The sequence below is a fragment of the Psychrobacter sp. JCM 18900 genome, from assembly GCF_904846625.1.
Lineage (GTDB): Bacteria > Pseudomonadota > Gammaproteobacteria > Pseudomonadales > Moraxellaceae > Psychrobacter.
Window position 1 is genome coordinate 90,377 of record NZ_CAJHBL010000005.1, and the last position, 21,680, is coordinate 112,056.

Here is a 21,680-nt window from a genome sequence, read left to right on the forward strand (position 1 = left end):
AGATGACACTAGATAACAACGTACTACGTAGACGCACCAGCTTGTTGGGTTCATTATTAGGTGATGCTATTTCTCGCCAATCTGGTGAGCAGACGTTAGATACGATTGAGACGCTGCGCAAAGGCTTTATTCAACAGCGTCGTGAGCCGAATGAGGCACATAAACAGCAGCTTATCGATTTTATTGCTTCTTTGGACAATCAAACCTTAAAAAACGTCATACGCGGCTTTTCTATCTATTTTTTCCTAGCCAATCTAAGCGAAGAGAATTACTTGCGTGAGCAGCGTCATGAGCTGCGTATGCAGTCTGAGCAAAGCTGGGAAGGATCATTTCGTCGTACCTTACTTGAATGCCGCGAGCGCAATATTGAACCTGCCCAAATGCAAGAGCTGATTGATCAGCTAAAGTTTACACCTGTATTTACGGCGCATCCTACCGAAGCGCGTCGCCGTACTACGATGAATATCTTACAAAGTCTATTCACACATAGTGATGCTTTAAATAACGTGTCTGAAAACAGCTTCGCCTACGAGCAAGCTAAAGAACAAACTGCGCAAACGATTGATCTATTATGGTCGTCTGACGAAGTGCGCACCCGTAAGCCGTTGGTATATGATGAGATTAACAATGGCCTGCATTACTTTAATGCCAGTTTGTTCAATGCCATTCCTAAAGTGTATCGTAATATCAAAAAAGCCATTGTCGACATCTATCCAGAGCTCACAGACTATCCACTGCCTGCGTTTATGAGCTTTGGGTCATGGATTGGTGGTGATAGAGATGGCAATCCTTTTGTGACTTTTGAGACCACAGAACTTGCCGTATTGATGCATGCTGATACCGTGCTGCGTCACTATCAAGTGCTACTCAAAAAACTGCGCCGCCAGCTGATTCATAGTGACACTATTGTCACCGTTTCACCTGACGTATATGCCAAAATCAAAAGTTATGATGAGCTCGATCAGCGTGTGTTTGACTATAACCTCGATGACTATGGCAATGAGCCATATCGTCGCCTGCTCTCTATCATTCTGACTAAAGTCAAAGCCACCAATCGCCGCATCCAGAGCAAAGGCACGGATATCGAAGCTGAAAAAGATGCCTATGCTAATCCAGAAGAATTACTAGAAGACCTGCGCATTATCCGTCAAAGTGTCAATACACACGATACGGCACACGCAGAAGGATTACTACTAGATGTCATTCGTTTGGTCAAAACTTGCGGCTTTCATTTGGCAGCGCTCGATATCCGTCAAGAGTCGTCATACCATGGTGAAGTGATCGCAGATATCTTTGCTAGTGCCTCCAACCTGCCTGATTATCAGACGCTAAGCGAAACCGAACGTCAAGAGTGGTTGACGCGCTTGCTAGAAAAACCAGGCACGCCGCTTATCTATACTGATAACCTGACAAACAAAACGCGTGAGCAATTGTCACTGATGAATTCGGTCGCTACTCTACGCAAACTGGTGGGACAGGCTACTTTTGGTAGCTATGTGATCTCGATGACCAATAATGCTAGCCAGCTACTAGAAGTATTGCTGCTCATGCGGTTTGCAGGCTTATGCAGAATCGATGACGAAGGCCAGTTGTCTGCTGATTTGCCAGTTGCGCCGTTGTTTGAGACCATCGAAGATCTCAAAAATATTGATCAGATTTTACCTGCCGTGTTAGACAATCCACTGTATCGTGGACTGCTACAAAACACGGACAACACGCAAGAGATTATGCTGGGTTATTCAGACTCATCAAAAGACGGCGGTATTATCACGTCAGCATGGCAGCTTTATAGCGCACAGCAAACCATTAATAACATTGCTGAGCAATATGGCATAAAAACGCGCTTGTTCCATGGTCGTGGTGGCTCAGTGAGCCGTGGTGGTGGATCAACGCACAAAGCCATTGCTGCACAGCCGGCAGGCACGCTACATGGTCAGATTAAAGTGACTGAGCAAGGCGAAGTGCTCTATGCCAAGTATGCCAATACGGATACAGCCGTGTTTGAGCTGACCATGGCTATTACAGGTACACTCAAAGCCTGCTCAACAAGGTTTGTGGTACAACCGACTGAGTTGCCAGAGTATGAAGCGCTGTTTGCACGCTTAGCAGACGCAGGTGAACAACGCTATCGCGAGCTGACCGATCATACCGAAGGGTTTTATAAATTCTATTCCGAGGTGACCCCAGTACAAGAAATCTCGTTATTAAACATTGGCTCACGTCCTGCCCATCGCAAAAAAGGCCTACCAAGTAAAACCACCTTGCGAGCGATTCCTTGGGTATTTGGCTGGTCATTGGCACGCTTTACCCTACCTGCTTGGTATGGCGTCGGTAGTGCACTGGATAGCGTCAAAAAAGACGAAGCATTGATGAAAGAGATGAATCAGCATTGGCCTTTCTTTAGCGTATTTATCAGCAATATCGAAATGGCTTTTACCAAAGCCAATATGAATATTGCCGAGGCCTATAGCCAACTGTGTGATGATGAGCCGTTACGCGAAAAAATCATGACAGCGGTCACTGATGAACACACGCTGACCAATTCGGGTCTCAACTCTCTGCTTGAGCAAGATTCTTTATTGTCCAATCAGCAGAATCTTGCTTCATCCTTGCAGTGGCGAGACGCTTATCTAGATCCTATTAACTATATCCAGATTGAGCTGTTAAAGCGTGCCAGACAACAGGACACCCCGAACGATTCGGCACATGGCAACCTGAATGTAGAAGATCCATTAATCCGTAGTATCAATGCGCTAGCTGCAGGGTTACGAAATACTGGTTAAGGTAGCTTTTCGATAAGTAGCTTTTGGATAAATAAAAAGCTTATACCAATTGTCGCAGATATTAAGGCTTCGTTCGCGAAGCCTTAATATTATTCAAAACCCTTCAAAAATATCTCACCAGATATCAATCGCAGTTTAGTACTACGTTGATTGATATTGCCTATTAGGTGATTCGTAATTCATTGTTTGAATAACCGATCCGAACAAGATACCGTAAAATATATTTTTACTTCATGTATATGTAGGGTCTGCTCCAATGGAAACGCCTCAATCAGCATCATCTCTAGACATCGCCGTAGCAACTGACTATCAAATAGAATCCGTTGCGCTCATTGATCACGCCATTCAAATACGCTGGAATGATGGTATCGACAGTACGTATCACTATATCTGGCTGCGTGATAACTGCCCATCGGCTTTTCATCCGCACACTGGCGAGCGTAGCTTTTATTTGCTGAGTGTCTCAAAAGATATCCATCCGCTATCCGTCTCTTTTGATGAGACAGCGCTAACGATTGAATGGTCAGAACAAGCACATATTAGCCATTTTGAACAAAGCTGGTTACGTGAGTTTGGGTATTCTAGTGCATTGGCCAAGGACCATAGCAGTCCTTATGAAAGCTGGGATGGCACGTTTATTGACCACATTCCGATGTATGACCAACAGAGCATCATGACCAGTGACAGCGCTTTATATGAGTGGATGAGTGCGCTGGATAAATATGGGCTTACCATTATTGATAATATGCCAGATGACGCTGATGCAGGTGTGCAGACAGCCATGCGAGTCGATTACCTGCGGCAGACCAATTTTGGCATGACCTTCGATGTGATATCAGAAAAGTCGCCGATTAATTTAGCTTATACCTCGCTATCATTACCGTTGCATACCGACTTGCCAAATCAGGAACTGCCTCCAGGCTATCAATTTTTGCATTTTTTGAGTAATGAAAGCATAGGTGGCGAATCTACTTTTGTAGACGGGCTAAAGGTGTTAGAAGCGTTACGAGAAGAGCAGCCTGAGTATTTTCGCTTGCTTGCAGAATATGCCATCCCCTTTCGTTTTCATGACACTGCCCATGATATCCGTGAGCACCATCCCGTCATCAATTTAGACAACTTTGGCAATATTGTGGAAATCAAATACAACGCGCATCTTGCAGATGTTTTTGATTTGCCAAGTGACGTTATGTACGACTACTACCTTGCTTATCGAGAGCTGATGGCTCGACTAAAAGACGCTCGCTATAAGATTGAGTTAAAACTAGCAGCGGGTCAAATGGTAGTTTTTGATAACCGCCGAGTCCTGCATGGGCGTAACGCATTTGATGAAAACGTCGGTGAGCGTCGTCTCAAAGGCTGTTATGTTGACCGCTCAGAATTTAAGAGCCGTTTAAGAACGCTTAAAAAGCAACTGGCTTAACACGACCTGAAAGCTAACTGATGCTGTGATTGTGATTGTAATATAAAGAGCAAGAGCATAAGTGCTTGGCCTCGGTGTCTGTTGATGACTCTAATCTGCTTCCTTCATGTTCCCTCATGGAAAGTATAAACGTTCTATCAAGCAGCTTTACGACCTTTCACAAATAAAACCATGCTAAAGCATGGAGCACTGAGCCCACAAAAAAGCCCCATTCCTCTTCTCTCATGTTTAGAGAAGAGTAATGGAGCTTAAGGTTATTCACTTACTGACTTATAGTTATCATTATAATCTTATAGCGCTAATAGCAGCTCTAATAACTGGATTCACGATATAAGGTTTTATGTGCTTCTATCTTAAAGTCTGCAGCGCTGACAGCAGGCGTCATACTATGTGTACTGTACTTAGCTTGTATGATCTTTTCTTCCTCACGAAATAGCACATTTTGCGCTTCTTGCTTGAAGTCATGATAGCTAATGGCGGTGTCATCTTCATGACCGTCAATAACTATAGGTCTGCTAGGTTGATTTTGGCTATCCGAATGCTGTTGTACAGTCTGATTAGCATTAGCTTCTTTAGTAATATTGCTGACTGTTAAACCCTTATTAGTCGTCGACGCTTGAGATAGCGTGGAAGAGATACGGTTAGACATATAGAAGGCAGATATCAGAACAATACAGATGACACTGATAATAGCAAGAACAAGACTACGGGGTCTGATGCTTTTTGGCTCGATATCATTATTCACGTTTTCTGAGTCGTTCATAGTTACGTACCATATAATTCATATCATCAATGGCACAGAACCATGCCTTTTACATAATGATACGAATTTTATATTGTGTTGCAACAGTTTCTGGTACGAGCGCTCGAATAAATTGATAGACGGTTATCTAACCGTCTGAAATGGTATAAAACGTAAATCCTTTAATCATTGGTTTCGCGGTATAAGGTAGTCTGTGACTCTTGTCTAAAGTCCTCATAAGTTATGGCAGCTTCCTCAGTAGCTATAACAGTGGCATCAATTTCTGGTGTAGGATCTTCAGAAGTTGACTCTGATTCATTAGCAGCTGGCAGGTCCTGTCTATTGTTGTCCAAAGTATCTTGCTGAGTAGTGGCTGGTTGCGTACTTACAGGGTCAACGTCATCTGTAGCTGTTTGACTATCAGTAGACAGTTCTGGCTTAGCACTAACAGTTGGTGTACTGTCTGTCTCTACATTACTATCAGTGCTGTTGTCTATACTATCAACCGCAGAAGTAGATAAGACTCCTGAAAATACAAGCATTAATGCAATAGCAACCAATACTACTGAACCAATTACCATAGCCATCATGAGAGATTTCTTGCTTTTGATCACTTTATTGTCTATGACTGGCTCTTCGATAACTGATTCAGACACATTCTCGATGTTTAAAGAATCATCCGATACCTGATTTATGATAGATTCACTATGGTCAATCGTAGAGGGTGACTCTGCTTGATTGCTACTATCTATATTGTTGCGTTCTATATACTCTGAGGCTTCTGTATCTGAACTGACATCATTGACATCGATACTAATACTGTCGCTATCATTAGCGATATTCAGCACATGATTTTCAGATACATTTTCAAATAATGTACTTGTATTTGAGGCTTTAGAGGGAATGTTTTCTGCTGTAGCATCTTCTGTTTCTAGCAATAATTCTTGTTCACTGCTTTGATCTTCAAACAGCTGCAACTCTTCTGTGCTCAAGGGTTCGAAAGCGGCAAGGTTCTTTGCACTTTCTAGTGTTTCAAACGCAGCCTGATCGTTCTCTTCAGAACCATGGACTCGATTAATAAAGCGTTCATAGATATCATTGTTATTACGCTTACGCGACTTTTGGTCAATAATTCTAGCCAATTTTCCATCAAAATCGGTGCCAGCGTCTTCTTTTTCGTCGCTCATAGAATAATACCAAACCAGTTTTCTCTACTGGTGTTAAATGATTGCTAGAATGAATTTTCTTACTATAGTGTAACAGTGTTATTAGCCAACAATATAGTTGCTCGACCTATTATCTTCAAGCACAATTTATGGGATAGCGCTAATATTGATAAGAACTATTCTAAATAATATGATAAACCAACCTTAAGAACTGATCTATGTAGAGATAGCATAGACTATGACAGGCTCAATAGTATGGATTTAAAACAGCTTAATGCGTTTATCGCGGTTGCCGACTTACGTAGCTTTAGCGCTGCCGCCACCAAGACAGGACTGTCACAGCCGAGTCTGAGTCGCTTGCTAAAACAGTTAGAGACTGACATGGGCGTGGTGCTTATTGATCGCTACCACAGACCACTACATCTGACTGAAGCGGGCAGTTTTTTCTACGATAAAATAAGCACGATACTGACCGAGATTGATACTGTGACTAGTATGACTCAGCGTCTATCAGCACCCAGCAGCGTTTTAAATATAGGTTTTGTGCCCTCAGTACTATATGGCCTGTTGCCTGAAATCATTGCCACGCTTAAACAGTTCAGCCCTGATATCGACGTTAATTTAAAAGACATTAGCTCATATCAACAAATGGATGCCCTCAAGTCTGGTGAGATTGATATTGGCTTTGGCCGATTTGCCCATCAAGATCCATGGATTCAGCAGATTCTGCTACGTCATGAACGCTATGTGGTGGCATTGCCAAAATCACACCCGCTTGCCAATGTACGTAAGCAGCGCTTGATAGATCTAGCGAACAATCGCTTAATTTTATACCATCAAACACATTTGCCAGTATCGTCCACGGTGACGACAGAGACAGGAACCCAATCGAGCGACAAGTTATCTACAGATAGAGTCAACCGTGCTGCTACTCATGAAGCATCATCTAGCGCTAGCGAGCCTATTACTGAGCCTTTACTACATCTTTTTGCCCAGTATGGCATCTCACCTTTTATGACCACGACAGTCAGCGATTTGCAGGTAGCATTGGGGCTGGTCGCGGCAGGCGAAGGCATTACATTGGTGCCTGCCAGCTTGCAAACCGTACGTACGGAACAGATCAGCTACCAACGTTTGGTTCATGAAAATGTCACCTCCCCTATTTATTTACACACCCTCAAAGACTTTGTACACCCAAAAATACCTGACTTGCTCACAGCCATTTATCACGTCTACGAACAGCGCGGCATCACTTATCGGCAGCAAAATTTTGTGTCACAGGCCTAAATGGGCAGATATCCGATGAATATTGTGTTATAAAGAACCGCCAAAAATAATTCATTTTAAATATTGATATTATTTTATAAGTATGCTAACTAACAAGAATAGCAATGCAAACAAATAGTAATAATAACTAGAATAATCATTCTCCTAGACAGTGTTGGTGTGATAAAGTCGATACGATGTAAATCGTTTTATATTTAGACGATTTATAGGACGTTCTTTCATGATCATTGGCAAGCTGACACAGGTAAGTGATAATTTGCTGTTTTAACCATTTCGAGGTATTCATGTCCACACAACAACTCAACAACCCAAGTGCCCCTGACGATAGCATTGCCTCGCAACAAGAGGGCTTTAGCTGGCGCATCTTTGGCCCAGGCATTTTGATGGCAACTGCTGCCATTGGTGGTTCGCATTTGATTTCGTCAACACAGGCCGGTGCTATCTATGGCTGGCAACTGGCCATTATGATTGTATTGGCCAACGTGTTTAAGTATCCGTTTTTTCGCTTCGCAACTGACTACGTCTACGATACTGGCGAGAGTTTGATTGCAGGCTATGCCAAACGCTCAAAGGTATATCTTTGGGTATATTTTATTCTTTCTATCTTGTCAGCGGTTATTAGTACGGGTGCGGTTTCACTTATTGCTGCCGTAATTTTGGGCTTTATGTTGCCAGCCTCACTTGGTCTGTCGACAATGGCGTTATCTCTCATTATCGTCGCAGTCTCTTGGTTCTTTTTGATTGCAGGGCATTACAAGTTGCTCGATGGTGTGACTAAGTGGATTATGATTGCGCTTACCACGGCAACCGTTGCTGCAGTTATCATTGCTGCTGGCAAGCCAACCGTTATGGCAGTAGATTTTGTGGCGGCCTCTCCTTGGAATTTAGCCACGTTGGGCTTCATCGTAGCACTCATGGGCTGGATGCCAGCACCGCTAGAGTTTGCAGCGATTACCTCTATGTGGACCTCTGCCAAAGTCAAAGCAGATCACACCACGCATAGCCAAGGCTTGTTAGATTTTAACGTTGGCTATGCAGTTTCAGCGATATTGGCGTTGTTCTTCTTATCGTTAGGTGTGTTTGTCCAGTACGGATCAGGACAAGAGATTGAATTGGTCGGCGGTGCTTATATCAACCAGTTAATCAATATGTATACCGCAACCATTGGTGAATGGTCGAGATTGCTGGTCGCTTTCGTCGCCTTTATGTGTATGTTTGGCACGACCATCACCTGTGCTGATGGCTATGGACGTGCTAATGCTGAATGCTGGCGCCTGCTAAAAGGTGAAAGCGAAATCAATAAAAAGCAAATCGCTTTTTGGACGACCTATGCCATCGGTGGTGGTCTAGTAATTATCACTTTCTTCACAGGTCAACTAGGCGCTATGCTTAAATTTGCCATGATATCAGCGTTCGTCTCTGCGCCTATTTTTGGTTGGTTAAACTACTCATTGGTTAAAAAGCATAAGAAACTGTCAGCAGGTATGAACGCCCTGTCTATCGCAGGCTTGATATTCTTAGCAGGTTTCGCGTTATTGTTCTTGGCCAATATGGCAGGTTTATTTGCTTAAGCTTTTGCTTAATTTAAAACTCAGCACTTAACACTCTTATTTAAGTGAAACATAAGCCCTAATAGCCTAGCTGTTGGGGCTTTTTGATGATTGTCGTTAAATTAATAAAACAGTAATCATGAAGTAGCAAACTTAGTAATTGTAACTAAATGTAAAAAATAGACGATTCTAAAAGCTGTAATTTTAAGCAATATGAATACTTATCATAGGAAATTACCAATAAATGCATAATGCTATTTAAATTATGAATACTATTAAAAATACTACATACAATTATTATTTAAATTAAATATTAATTGAGAACTCAAACTTTTCAGACATGAATAATTGAGTATAATCAGCTACAACAATTAGAATATTTTCCCTCCATGTAAGGACAATCATATGACTTCATCTTCAGCAGGCGCGCGCTTTCGCAGTGCCCTCACTCAAAAAAATGATAACAACCAGCCATTACAGATTGCAGGCGCTATCAATGCCTATACAGCGATGATGGCGACCCAAGTTGGTCACCAAGCGTTGTATCTCTCGGGTGCTGGCGTGGCCAATGCGTCATTTGGCTTGCCTGATCTAGGTATGACCAGCCTTGATAACGTACTAGAAGATGCTCGCCGTATCACCGATGCCGTTGATACACCATTATTGGTTGATATCGATACTGGCTTTGGTGGCGCGTTCAACATCGCTCAAACCATCAGAAAGATGGAAAAAGCAGGTGTTGCGGCAGTACATATCGAAGACCAAGTGGCACAAAAACGTTGTGGTCATCGCCCTAACAAAGAAATCGTTAGTATCTCAGAGATGGTTGATCGTCTAAAAGCAGCACTAGATGCCAAGACTGACCCTGACTTTGTGGTGATGGCTCGTACAGACGCCCTATCAGTAGAAGGTTTGGACGCTGCTGTTGAACGTGCCGTTGCCTTCCAAGAAGCTGGCGCAGACATGATCTTTGCAGAAGCGCTAACTGATATCGAGATGTATCGTAAGTTCACTGATGTGTTGGATATTCCGGTACTAGCAAACATGACAGAGTTTGGTCAGACAGATCTATATACCACCGATCAGTTGTATAGTGTGGGTGTCGAGATGGTGCTATATCCACTATCCGCTTTCCGCGCTATGAACAAAGCGGCATTGAACGTTTATCAGCACTTATTAGATGATGGCACACAAGACAAAGTCGTCGATACCATGCAGACTCGCATGGAGCTCTATGATTTCTTGAACTATCATGAGTTTGAGCAGACACTAGACAAGCTATTTGCTGATAATAAGTAGCTAATAACTAATAATTGCCAAGTAGCAACGCCGAAACGATAAACCATCTCTGTGTGCTTTATCGTTTCAAAATCCGTCTTTATTTATCTTTAGGTTATTTATGCCATTTTTTACTGCTCATACGGTTGTCAAATCCTCACTACTTAGTAGCACGCTAGCGGCGCTGTTATTCATGACGGGCTGTGATAAAACACCAGAAACCGTTGACGATACTGCCAGTGATACGAGCGAAACTGTGGTTAGCGAAAGCGAAGCTGCACCTTCAGAGACTAATGCTCAAAACGACTTGATTATGACGACGATTACGCTAGATACCGTCAACGGCCTATTGTTTGCACCAATTATCAATAGTGGTGCGCTCAGTGAAGAGCAAGTCAGCTGCCTTGAATCACGTGACAAAGACTTGGGTAAAGCGGAAGTCGATCGTTTTTATAAGAGTCAGTTTACCGATGCGGAGTTAAAAGAATTAGATGACTTTTATATGTCGGATGTAGGTAAAAAACTGCTTGCTTTTGGCAATGAGCAATTGCGCGTCATGAATGGCGAAGAAGTAGCAACGCCAATGGCTGACCCTACCCCAGAAGAAATGACTGAGATTCAGACATTTATGGAGTCACCACTGGGTGCCAAATATATGAAGATCAACAATGCAGAAGGCGAAGGCAGCGCAATGGAAGTCTTAAATGGCCCTATTGAAGCTGAATTTGAGCGCTGTAAGGTCGATTTAGACGGTCCACAGCCTGAACAGCCTGCATAACGCTAAACTGGCGCTATAGTCATTAACCAAGAAATTTATTATCAGAAACATCGTTTTCACTCAAACAAGCTACCAACAAAAGGAATGTAAACATGGCAGCACAAAAAGAACTTTCAGGCGCAGGTCTACGTGGACAAGTCGCTGGTAAAACCTCTCTATCTACCGTTGGCAAATCAGGCTCTGGTCTGACCTATCGCGGTTATGATGTATCAGAGCTGGCAGATAAATGTATTTTTGAAGAAGTGGCTTATTTGCTGTTATACGGCAATTTGCCTACTCAAAGCGAGCTTGATGCTTATCAAACTAAGCTCAAAAGCTTGCGTAGCCTACCACAAGCGTTAAAAGACGTGCTTGAACGTATCCCAAGCGATGCGCATCCAATGGATGTGCTACGTACGGGCTGCTCTATGCTCGGTAACCTTGAGACCGAAACTGATTTTGCTCAGCAAAACGATCAAACTGACCGTATGCTGGCTGCCTTCCCATCGATTATCAACTACTGGTACCGCTTTACCCACGACAATGTGCGTATCGAGACCGATACAGATGACGCCACCATCGGCGGCCACTTTTTGCATCTGCTAAAAGGTGAGAAACCAAACGAGCTACATACAAAAGTGATGAACGTGTCTCTTATCTTGTACGCAGAGCATGAGTTTAACGCTTCAACCTTTACCGCTCGCGTTTGTGCTTCTACTTTATCTGACATTCATTCTTGTATCACAGGCGCGATTGGCTCATTACGTGGTCACTTGCATGGCGGTGCTAATGAGGCCGCGATGGATATGATTGAAGGCTTTGGTTCAGCGGATGAAGCCGAGACAGAAATGATGGCTATGCTGGCACGCAAAGACAAAATCATGGGCTTTGGTCATGCAATCTATAGCGAGTCAGATCCACGCAATGTCGTGATTAAAGGTTGGGCTGAAAAGCTGGCAGCGGATGTTGGTGACGAAGTGCTGTATCCAGTATCAGTACGCTGTGAAGAGGTCATGTGGCGCGAGAAGAAACTGTTCTGTAATGCTGACTTTTTCCATGCATCAGCCTATCACTTCATGGGTATTCCAACCAAGCTATTCACCCCTATCTTTGTCTGTTCACGATTGACTGGTTGGGCCGCTCACGTGTTTGAGCAACGTGCTAACAACCGTATCATTCGTCCAAGTGCGGAATATACTGGTGAAGAGCTGCGTCCTGTACCAGATATGAGTGCTCGTTAAACGGCTGTTATTTAGCAATTATTAAGATGATTTGTGCTAAATAATCTTATCAGCTAGCGGCAGTGTTAGCTGATACAGGTATGATGATTGAGCCTTGCTATGATCTCTGCAGGTTTAATCGTCATACGCTATCTTTTTTATAGACCACGCCCTTTTAATTTTCGATATCGCTTCTTTAGCAAAGCCTATGATAACGAACGATGATTTTGCTAAAGGAATGAATTTTTACCCAGTATCAACGCTTAACTACTTATTATAATTAGCCAACAGCCAAAGGTGACTTATGGACAACGCCCTAGTACAACCAATGAACGAACAATTCAAAAAGCCACTTCCCGGTACTGACCTTTATTACTTTGACACCCGCGAGGCCGTCGAGAGTATCGAAGCTGGCGCGTACGACAAGCTACCATTTTGCTCAAAAGTATTGTGTGAAAACCTAGTACGCCGTTGCCCACCAGAAGAGTTAACCGATGCGCTAAAGCAGCATATCGAAGGCAAGCAAGACCTAGACTTTCCTTGGTACCCTGCCCGCGTGGTATGTCATGACATCTTAGGTCAGACCGCGTTTGTTGATTTGGCAGGTTTGCGTGATGCCATCGCTGAACAAGGCGGCGATCCGTCTAAGGTAAACCCTATCGTGCCAACTCAGCTTATCGTTGACCATTCATTGGCCGTTGAGCACGCAGGCTTCGAAGATGACGCATTTGAGAAAAACCGTGCGATTGAAGAGCGCCGCAACGATGACCGCTTTCACTTTATTAACTGGTGCCAATATGCCTTTGACAATGTGAATGTCGTACCGCCTGGTAATGGCATTATGCACCAGATTAACCTAGAAAAAATGTCACCTGTCGTACAGGTCGTGCATAATAAAGCGGGTGAAGAAGTCGCTTTTGCCGACACCTTAGTTGGTACTGATAGCCACACGCCGATGGTCGATGCACTAGGTGTAATCTCGATCGGTGTTGGCGGTCTAGAAGCCGAAAGCGTCATGCTGGGTAACCCATCCTATATGCGCCTGCCTGATTATGTGGGTGTCAAATTAACGGGAAAATTACAAAAAGGCATCACTGGTACGGATCTCGTACTGGCGATGACTGAGTTCTTACGCGACGCAGGCGTGGTCTCTACCTATATTGAATTCTTTGGTGACGGTGCACGCCAGCTAAGTGTCGGTGATCGTGCTTCTATCTCCAATATGACGCCTGAATATGGCGCCACTGCCGCGATGTTCTATATCGATGAGCAAACCACTGATTATCTGCGTTTGACTGGTCGTTCTGAGGAACAGATTAAATTGGTTGAGCAATACGCCAAGCAAACGGGCCTATGGGCTGATGGTATGGAAAAAGCCGAATACGCACGTGTTCTTGAGTTTGATTTGTCATCAGTCGTACGTAATATGGCAGGTCCGTCGCGTCCACATGCCCGTGTATCAACTACTGACTTGGTTGCCAAAGGTATCGCTCATGGCGCTGACGAAAAATTGCCTGAACCAAAAGACGGTTTGATGCCAGATGGCGCGGTTATTATCGCTGCTATTACCAGCTGTACTAATACTTCAAACCCACGCAACATGGTAGCCGCAGGCCTTGTCGCTCGTAATGCGAACGCCAAAGGCTTATTACGAAAACCTTGGGTAAAGTCGTCACTCGCACCTGGCTCAAAAACGGTCAAGATGTACCTAGAAGAAGCAGGGCTGATGCCAGAGTTGCAAGAAATTGGCTTTGATGTGGTCGGCTTCGCTTGTACCACGTGTAATGGCATGAGCGGTGCGCTCGACCCTGATATCGAAAAAGAAATCATCGATAATGATTTATTTACCACAGCAGTTCTATCTGGTAACCGTAACTTCGACGGCCGTATCCATCCGTATGCCAAGCAAGCATTTTTGGCATCGCCGCCATTGGTTATCGCCTATGCCATCGCTGGTAACATCCGCTTTGATATCGAAAAAGACTCATTGGGTAAAGACCAAGACGGCAATGACGTCTATCTAAAAGACATCTGGTTTGATGATGAAGAAGTGGATGCCATTGTTGCGGCGGCTGTTAAGCCTGAGCAATTCAATGCGGTATATATCCCAATGTTTGATGAAGCCAAAAAAGACACAGGTAAGGCACTAAGCCCATTGTATGACTGGCGTGAAATGACGACCTATATTCGCCGTCCGCCGTATTGGGAAGGAAAAATGGCCAAGAAAAATAAACTGACAGGCTTACGTCCGCTTGCAGTCCTTGGTGATAACATCACAACCGACCATATGTCACCATCAAACGCCATTCTTGGCTCATCAGCAGCTGGCGAGTATCTCGATACTATGGGCTTGCCTGCTGAGGACTATAACTCATACGCAACCCATCGCGGCGACCATTTAACCGCGCAACGCGCCACCTTTGCCAACCCTAAACTATTGAACGAAATGGTACGCGATGAAGATGGCGAAGTTGTCCAAGGCTCACTGGCGCGCCTCGAACCAGAAGGTCAAGTCATGCGCATGTGGGAAGCGATTGAAACCTACATGAACCGTGAGCAGCCGCTTATCATCATCGCAGGTGATGGCTATGGTCAAGGCTCAAGCCGAGATTGGGCTGCCAAAGGTGTGCGTCTCGCTGGCGTAGAAGCCGTCGTCGCCGAGGACTTTGAGCGTATTCATCGTCAAAACTTAGTTGGTATGGGCGCGCTGCCTTTACAGTTTGAAGAAGGCACGACTCGCCATACGCTAAATATCGATGGTACGGAAACCTTTGATGTCACAGGCGAAGTCTCGGCTGGCGGGTTGATGACTTTAGTGATCCATCGTGCCGATGGTAGTACCACTGAGACGCCGATTATCTGCCGCTTAGATACGGCTGATGAGGTTAAAATGTACAATGCTGGCGGTATGCTACAACGCTTTGCTAAAGAGTTTATCGAAGGTACGCTTGATATCGTCTAAGGCTATCCTGTAAGTTTTAGCGTGATAAGCAGTAAAGTATAAAGATCGCCGATGTTGTATAACTTTATATGACATCGGCTTTTATTTGCTTTTGCGTTCTATACACTGAGTTTTGTTACTTACTCCTAAGTACTAGATAGTAGGTAAATATTGAGTTTACTTAACCAATGACGTAATATGTACTATATATTGTACAAGTTATGCAAAATATCATGAAAGGAGTAAGCCATGAGAGTCGTTAGTTTTTCAGAAGCCAGAAAGCACTTAAAGTCCGTCCTAGACACGGTAAATGATGATGCCAACGCCACTATCGTAACCCGCCGTGACGCTGATGATGCCGTTGTGATGTCGCTTGATTATTACAACAGCCTGATGGAAACCGTCTATCTGCTAAAATCTCCTGCCAATGCAGCGCACTTAGCGGACTCTATTGCCCAATATAAAGCTGGCAAGACTGTTACGCGTGAGCTAATTGATACGGTAGAAAATAGTGATAAAGGTGATGGTAGCAGCAATAATAATGAGCATACGGATGGCGATATTGAAAGTGCTTGAACTCAAAGGCTTTAATCAATGCAAAGGGTCTAACAATGAGTGAACAACTAGCATGGACAGACGCTGCATGGAAAGACTACCTGTACTGGCAAACGCAAGACAAAAAAACACTCAAACGTATTAACAAACTCATCACCGAATGTAAGCGTAATCCGTTTGAAGGCATTGGCAAACCTGAACCCCTAAAAGAAAACCTATCCGGATTTTGGTCAAGACGCATCGATGACGCCAATCGGTTGGTATATGCCGTCGATGATAACTATCTGACGATTATCTCTTGTCGCTATCATTATTAACGAGCGTTCTTAGGCGTTTATGCTTACTGATGGCACCATACCTACTCTTATAACAATATAAAAAGGACTTAATACAGTGGCCCAAACCAATTCTAAATCAAAACCTTCTTTCACCCCGCAAATATCCGTTCCTGCTACCTATATGCGCGGTGGTACCTCAAAAGGTACGTTCTTTAAATTATCTGACTTACCTGAGCGTTGCCAAGTCGCTGGTGAATCACGTGATAAATTTTTGTTACGTGTCATCGGCAGCCCAGATCCTTATGGCAAGCAAATCGATGGCTTAGGTAATGGTAGCTCTAGTACGTCAAAAACGGTTATTCTATCGGCCTCTGATAAATCAGATCACGATGTAAATTATCTTTTTGGACAAGTCAATATCGCTAAGCCTATGATTGATTGGGCGGGTAACTGTGGCAACTTAACCGCAGCGGTTGGTGCTTGCGCCATTAATATGGGCCTGGTCGATGCTGACAAAATTGCTAATAGTATCGACGAAAATGCTGAAAGCAGTATTTGTGAAGTACGCATTTGGCAAGAAAATATCGGTAAAACGATTATTGCTCATGTTCCCATCTATAAAGACGCAAATAACAAAGTACAGGTTCAAGAGACGGGCGATTTTGAATTAGACGGTGTCACCTTCCCAGCCGCTGAAGTCAAAATTGAGTTTATTGACCCTGTAGATGCTACTAGCGACATGTTCCCTACTGGTAACTTAGTCGATGAATTCGATGTGTCAGGCTGCGGTCTAAACGCTGATAGCATCAAAGCGACCTTCATTACTGCGGGTATCCCAACCATCTTTATGAAAGCTGAAGATTTAGGCTTTACGGGTACTGAATTACAAGGCGACATTAATAGTGACAGCGAGCTACTTACCAAGCTTGAGAAAATCCGTGCTACAGGCGGCGTTGCGATGGGACTATTTAAAGACGTAAGCGAGGCACAGACCAGTCAACACATTCCTAAAATTGCTTGGGTTGGCGCAGCACAGAGCTATATCGCCTCTAGTGGTAAGTCGGTTAATGCAAGTGAGATTGATTTAGTGGTACGTGCCATGAGTATGGGTCAATTGCATCACGCTATGATGGGTACAGCAGCAGTCGCTATTGCCGCCGCAGCAACCACACAAGGCACGCTCGTCAATCAAGCAGCAGGCGCTGGTGAGCTGACAGAGGTGCGTTTTGGCCATCCATCAGGTACATTGCTCGTTGGCGGAAAAACCGAACTGGTCGATGGGCGCTGGCAAGCCAAAAAAGTGTCGATGAGTCGCTCAGCAAGGCGTATCATGGTTGGTGAAATTTTTGTGCCAGCGGATGCATTTTAAGCGTAGCCATGGCTTATCTTAATTTGCGATAGAGTTTTATGCCAACATCTCCCCAGCCACGCCGCGTACAGTTGGACAAAAAGCCTCCCGTCGAAAAAAAAGAACGGCGGGCACTGCTGTGGGATATTCTAAAAAAACTGGCGGTATTTGCTAAACCTTATCGCTTGCTTATTATCGCTACCTTGGCGCTGACCGTATTAGGCTCCTTTACGGCTCAGGTCAATGCGTTTGTACTGCGTTATACCGTCGATACCTTGACCGAAATTGCTACGCTTGCCGAGCCATGGCAGGCAGGTTTGCGTATGTTAGGTATTATTAGCGCGGTCTTGCTAACTAAAGAGATACTGTCGATATTCATCTCTTTTGGTCAGCGTTTTTTTGGTGAAAAGATTCGTATCAACTTGTCACGTGACTTGTCCCAAAAAATCATTGAGCGCATCCTTACCTATCGGATGGCGTTTTATACCAGTAGTGAAAACGACAGTGGTAAATTGCAAACCCGTATTGATTATGGGGTCAGCAGTTTAACCAGCCTCGTGCAAAATTTCTTTATCGACATGCTACCGCTATTTGCCAATGCAATTGTGGCACTTATCATTATGTTTTCGACCAATTTTTGGGTTGGCATGGTCGGTCTTATTATCATACCCATTTACTTCTTTATCAGCCAAAAGCAAGCACGGCGTTTGCAAGGGTTTCGTCGGCAGATGCGTGGGTTTCGAGAAGCCAAAAGCGGTTTGGTGATCTCTTTAATTAATTCGATCAGTGTGGTGAAATCCTTTGTCCGTGAGTCAATTGAGGCTGAGAAGCACTTAGCCATTCAAAAAGAAATGACCGACAATCAACTACGCATTCGTAGTATTGGCTTTATTTATGATGCCATCAAAACCTTTATCGAGCAGATTGGTGTGGTGGTTATCATCCTTCTCACCGCTTATTTTGTGCTAAAAGGCGAGATGACCATTGGCATGATTTTGTTTCATGTCATGCTATTTCAGAACGTCGCCGCCCCTATCCGTCAATTACACCGCATCTACGACCAGATAAATAATGCATTGACCTATGCCGAAGGTTTTTTTGATATTTTAGAAGATGACAAACAAGTCGAAAACATCGATGGCATCAGTAGCGAAAACCTCAAAGGTCATATCGAGCTTAAAAACGTTGATTTTACCTATCCTAATGGCACGCAAGCGCTAAAAAACGTCAGCTTTACTATCAAGCCCAATCGTATCACCGCGTTGGTTGGCCTTTCTGGCGCAGGAAAGAGCACGATTATCAATCTATTGGTCAAGTTCTATGCCCCAGACGCTGGTACGATATGCCTAGACGGGCATGATTTGGCCGACTGTGATACCCATGAGTTGCGTCAGCGTATCGGCCTAGTCCTACAGAGCAATCATATTTTTTCGGGTACGATTAGTGAAAACATCCGCTATGGTGATATGAATGCCAGCGAAGATGACATCATCGTGGCTGCAAAAAAAGCCTCTATCCACGAGCAGATTATAGGGTTAGCTGATGGCTATGAGAGTACTGCCAAATCCCTATCAGGTGGTCAACAGCAGCGTATCGCGCTGGCAAGGATGTTTTTAAAAGACCCACCTATTGTGTTTTTGGACGAGCCGACAGCCAGTCTAGATGCTATCGCCAGTCAGCAGGTCAAAAAAAGCCTAGATCTGATCAAAAAAGACCGTACCGTCATTATGGTCTCGCACAATATCGCTCAAATTATCGATGCCGACGATCTCGTGGTGATAGAAAATGGCGAAGTGGTTGAGACAGGTACACATGAGGTACTTTATGCCCAACGCGGCAAATACTTTGAAATCTTTAGCGCTATGTCTGATAGCCTAAACTTAGACAAAATCAGCCAGACCCTAAACGGTTAGGAATGGTTAATGCTTGCCTAAATCGTTATAATGCCAATCTTTTACTGCCTATTGCCAGAAGCTAGCCCACTATGACTTGTGAATTTTCTTTAAAAACCTTTGACGAGCTGACCTCAGTTGATCTGTACCATATCCTAAAGGCGCGCTCGCAAGTGTTTGTCGTCGAACAAAACTGTGCCTATCAAGATATGGATGAAGTGGATTTTGATTGCTTGCACCTAATCGCTCATCAAAACGCAGCATTGGTTGGCTATTGTCGTATCATTCCACCTGAGTTTAACAAGTTAAAATCCAATCTATCAGTAGCTGATCCTGCGATTAAGACCAACCACACCGCGATGCCAGCCATCGGTAGAGTGCTTGTACTATCAGAGCATAGAGGTGATGGTCTAGCACGGCAAATGATGAATCAGGCTATTGCACAGTGCCGCAAAAAGTATGGTAAAAAGCGTCCGATTATCATCTCGGCACAGGTTTACTTACTGAGTTTTTATGAGTCGTTAGGTTTTGTACCTGAAGGCGAGCATTATCTCGAGGACAATATCGAGCATGTAAAAATGGTGCTATACGTTGCTAAGAAAAACAAAATCAAAAAAGAGAGTACGGACAATGCGTCAACCACGACCAAAGTTTTAAGTTTCCTGCTGTTTATCATGGCCGCTTTGTTTGTTTTAGGTCTGTTGTACTTAATGATTTAGACCGTTGCTAACGTCTTAATTCTTAACATAATTCAAATTGGTTGTTCCATATTGAGTGTGCTACTTTTAAATGATGACTCCTTTAAAAGGATGGCTGAGCCAATCAGCTCAGTCTCAGTCAAGGAAGTAGCACACTCAGGATGAGGAACTAACCATGTCAAATAATCACTTAGATAACCGTTCAAATACAGCCAATGTAGATATAGCCAATTCAAATACAAACGATGCGACGGTAGAGAGTAATGTCCGTCCAGAATATGACAATGAAATTCAAAAAATCGCCGATTACGTTCTCAACTATTCAATAGACGAGCAATCCCCAAACCCTACTGATGCGTGGAATACCGCGCGCCACTGTCTAATGGACACGCTTGGCTGCGGTCTATTGGCGCTGCGCTTCCCTGAGTGCACCAAGCACTTGGGGCCTGATTGCCCCGATCAAATAACGCCGCATGGCGCTCGCGTCCCTGGCACCTCCTATAGACTAGACCCCATTAAGGCCGCTTTTGATATTGGCTGCATGGTGCGCTGGCTTGACTATAACGATACGTGGCTTGCTGCTGAATGGGGCCATCCTTCTGATAATCTGGGTGGTATCTTGGCAGTCGCCGACTATATTAGTCAAAAAAATATCAGCCAAGGACAAGCACCATTAACCATGAGAGCAGTGCTTGAAGCCATGATCATGGCGCATGAAATTCAAGGCGTACTGGCACTCGAAAACTCATTTAACCGTGTGGGGCTCGATCATGTATTTTTGGTCAAGTTGGCATCAACAGCCGTCGTCGCCAAGCTATATCAGCTGTCCCGTGAGCGCATCATGGCAGCGATTTCACAAGCCATCGTCGATGGTCAAGCACTGCGCACCTATCGGCATGCACCCAATGCTGGCAGCCGAAAATCATGGGCAGCAGGTGATGCAACCAGTCGTGCGGTACGTCTGGTAGATATAACGGCACGTGGTGAAATGGGTATTCCTGGCGCATTAACCGCACCGCAGTGGGGATTCTATGATGTGCTATTTAGCCATACCAATAAGGATCTAGCGACAAAGCCTGAAGACGATCGTCGCTTTAAATTCCAGCGGGATTTTGGTAGTTACGTGATGGAAAATATCTTATTTAAAATAAGCTTTCCGGCTGAGTTTCATGCGCAAACTGCTTGTGAAGCGGCCGTTATTTTGCACCCACATATCAAAGGCAGAATTGACGATATCGAGAGAATTGTCCTAACCACACATGACTCAGCGATTCGAATCATTTCAAAAGAAGGCGCCCTTGCGAATCCAGCAGATCGAGATCACTGCTTGCAGTATATGGTGGCTGTGCCGCTGCTGACAGGCGATCTAATGGCAGAGAGCTATGAAGACGACTATCACGAGCAGCATTTGTCAATCGATGAGCTACGTAGCAAGATGGTTGTAGAAGAAAACGCGCAGTATTCAAAAGACTATCATGACCCAAGCAAGCGCTCTATTGCCAACGCCATTCAAGTATTTTTTAACGATGGCAGCAGTACAGAAAAAGTGGCTGTTGAATATCCTATCGGGCATAAACGCCGGCGAGCTGAGGGCATCCCTGTACTGGAAGCAAAGTTCCGCGCCAGTCTGGCCACTCGATTTATCGAGAGTCGTTGTCAGCATATCGTTGAGTTATGCGACGAGCAAGAAAGACTGGAGCAGACGCCTGTTAATGAGTTTATGGCGCTGTTTGAAGCGTATTAAATTTATGGCTTAACAGTA

The 21,680-nt window shown here is 44.2% G+C and carries 15 protein-coding genes and 1 pseudogene; 14 read left to right on the plus strand and 2 right to left on the minus strand.

Annotation, left to right across the window (positions count from 1 at the left end):
* Positions 1–2 precede the first annotated feature (2 nt).
* Positions 3–2,783 carry a phosphoenolpyruvate carboxylase gene (gene ppc, locus JMX96_RS10505; protein WP_201568961.1) on the plus strand — a complete coding sequence of 927 codons (2,781 nt, stop codon included), beginning with the start codon at positions 3–5 and terminating at the stop codon, positions 2,781–2,783.
* Between the two features lie 256 nt (positions 2,784–3,039).
* Complete coding sequence (locus JMX96_RS10510) at positions 3,040–4,206, plus strand: TauD/TfdA family dioxygenase (protein WP_201568962.1); 1,167 nt, start codon at positions 3,040–3,042, stop codon at positions 4,204–4,206.
* 310 nt (positions 4,207–4,516) lie between these two features.
* Here JMX96_RS10510 and JMX96_RS10515 read toward each other — a convergent pair whose 3' ends face one another.
* Together JMX96_RS10515 and JMX96_RS10520 are read right to left on the minus strand one after the other, a co-directional pair.
* Positions 4,517–4,969, minus strand: a complete 453-nt coding sequence (locus tag JMX96_RS10515) for a hypothetical protein (RefSeq protein ID WP_201568963.1) — start codon at positions 4,967–4,969, stop codon at positions 4,517–4,519.
* Between the two features lie 161 nt (positions 4,970–5,130).
* Complete coding sequence (locus tag JMX96_RS10520) at positions 5,131–6,135, minus strand: hypothetical protein (RefSeq protein ID WP_201568964.1); 1,005 nt, start codon at positions 6,133–6,135, stop codon at positions 5,131–5,133.
* Between the two features lie 234 nt (positions 6,136–6,369).
* Here JMX96_RS10520 and JMX96_RS10525 point away from each other — a divergent pair, with 234 nt between their 5' ends.
* From JMX96_RS10525 to JMX96_RS10580, 12 genes and pseudogenes are all read left to right on the plus strand, one after another.
* Complete coding sequence (locus JMX96_RS10525) at positions 6,370–7,401, plus strand: LysR family transcriptional regulator (RefSeq protein ID WP_201568965.1); 1,032 nt, start codon at positions 6,370–6,372, stop codon at positions 7,399–7,401.
* A 284-nt stretch (positions 7,402–7,685) separates the two neighbouring features.
* Positions 7,686–8,972 carry an NRAMP family divalent metal transporter gene (locus JMX96_RS10530; RefSeq protein ID WP_413786743.1) on the plus strand — a complete coding sequence of 429 codons (1,287 nt, stop codon included), beginning with the start codon at positions 7,686–7,688 and terminating at the stop codon, positions 8,970–8,972.
* Positions 8,973–9,356: 384 nt separating this feature from the next.
* A complete protein-coding gene (gene prpB / locus JMX96_RS10535) occupies positions 9,357–10,250 on the plus strand; it encodes a methylisocitrate lyase (protein ID WP_114700000.1) in 894 nt (297 codons plus the stop codon).
* Positions 10,251–10,350: 100 nt separating this feature from the next.
* Positions 10,351–11,007, plus strand: a complete 657-nt coding sequence (locus JMX96_RS10540) for a DUF2059 domain-containing protein (RefSeq protein WP_201568966.1) — start codon at positions 10,351–10,353, stop codon at positions 11,005–11,007.
* A gap of 92 nt (positions 11,008–11,099) precedes the next feature.
* Positions 11,100–12,227: a 2-methylcitrate synthase gene (gene prpC, locus JMX96_RS10545; protein ID WP_201568967.1), complete on the plus strand. Its 1,128-nt coding sequence runs from the start codon at positions 11,100–11,102 to the stop codon at positions 12,225–12,227.
* Positions 12,228–12,534: 307 nt separating this feature from the next.
* A complete protein-coding gene (gene acnD, locus JMX96_RS10550; RefSeq protein WP_201569107.1) occupies positions 12,535–15,168 on the plus strand; it encodes a Fe/S-dependent 2-methylisocitrate dehydratase AcnD in 2,634 nt (877 codons plus the stop codon).
* A 228-nt stretch (positions 15,169–15,396) separates the two neighbouring features.
* Positions 15,397–15,645, plus strand: a pseudogene (locus JMX96_RS10555) (type II toxin-antitoxin system Phd/YefM family antitoxin); the annotation flags it as partial.
* A gap of 113 nt (positions 15,646–15,758) precedes the next feature.
* A complete protein-coding gene (locus tag JMX96_RS10560) occupies positions 15,759–16,019 on the plus strand; it encodes a Txe/YoeB family addiction module toxin (protein WP_037025847.1) in 261 nt (86 codons plus the stop codon).
* A gap of 76 nt (positions 16,020–16,095) precedes the next feature.
* Positions 16,096–17,349: a 2-methylaconitate cis-trans isomerase PrpF gene (prpF, locus tag JMX96_RS10565; RefSeq protein WP_201568969.1), complete on the plus strand. Its 1,254-nt coding sequence runs from the start codon at positions 16,096–16,098 to the stop codon at positions 17,347–17,349.
* A 38-nt stretch (positions 17,350–17,387) separates the two neighbouring features.
* Complete coding sequence (locus tag JMX96_RS10570; protein WP_227677025.1) at positions 17,388–19,241, plus strand: ABC transporter ATP-binding protein; 1,854 nt, start codon at positions 17,388–17,390, stop codon at positions 19,239–19,241.
* Between the two features lie 71 nt (positions 19,242–19,312).
* Entirely contained in the window at positions 19,313–19,939 is a 627-nt protein-coding gene (locus JMX96_RS10575; protein ID WP_201568970.1) for a GNAT family N-acetyltransferase, read from the plus strand.
* 154 nt (positions 19,940–20,093) lie between these two features.
* On the plus strand, positions 20,094–21,662 hold the full coding sequence (locus JMX96_RS10580) for a bifunctional 2-methylcitrate dehydratase/aconitate hydratase (RefSeq protein WP_201568971.1): 1,569 nt from the start codon (positions 20,094–20,096) through the stop codon (positions 21,660–21,662).
* Positions 21,663–21,680 lie beyond the last annotated feature (18 nt).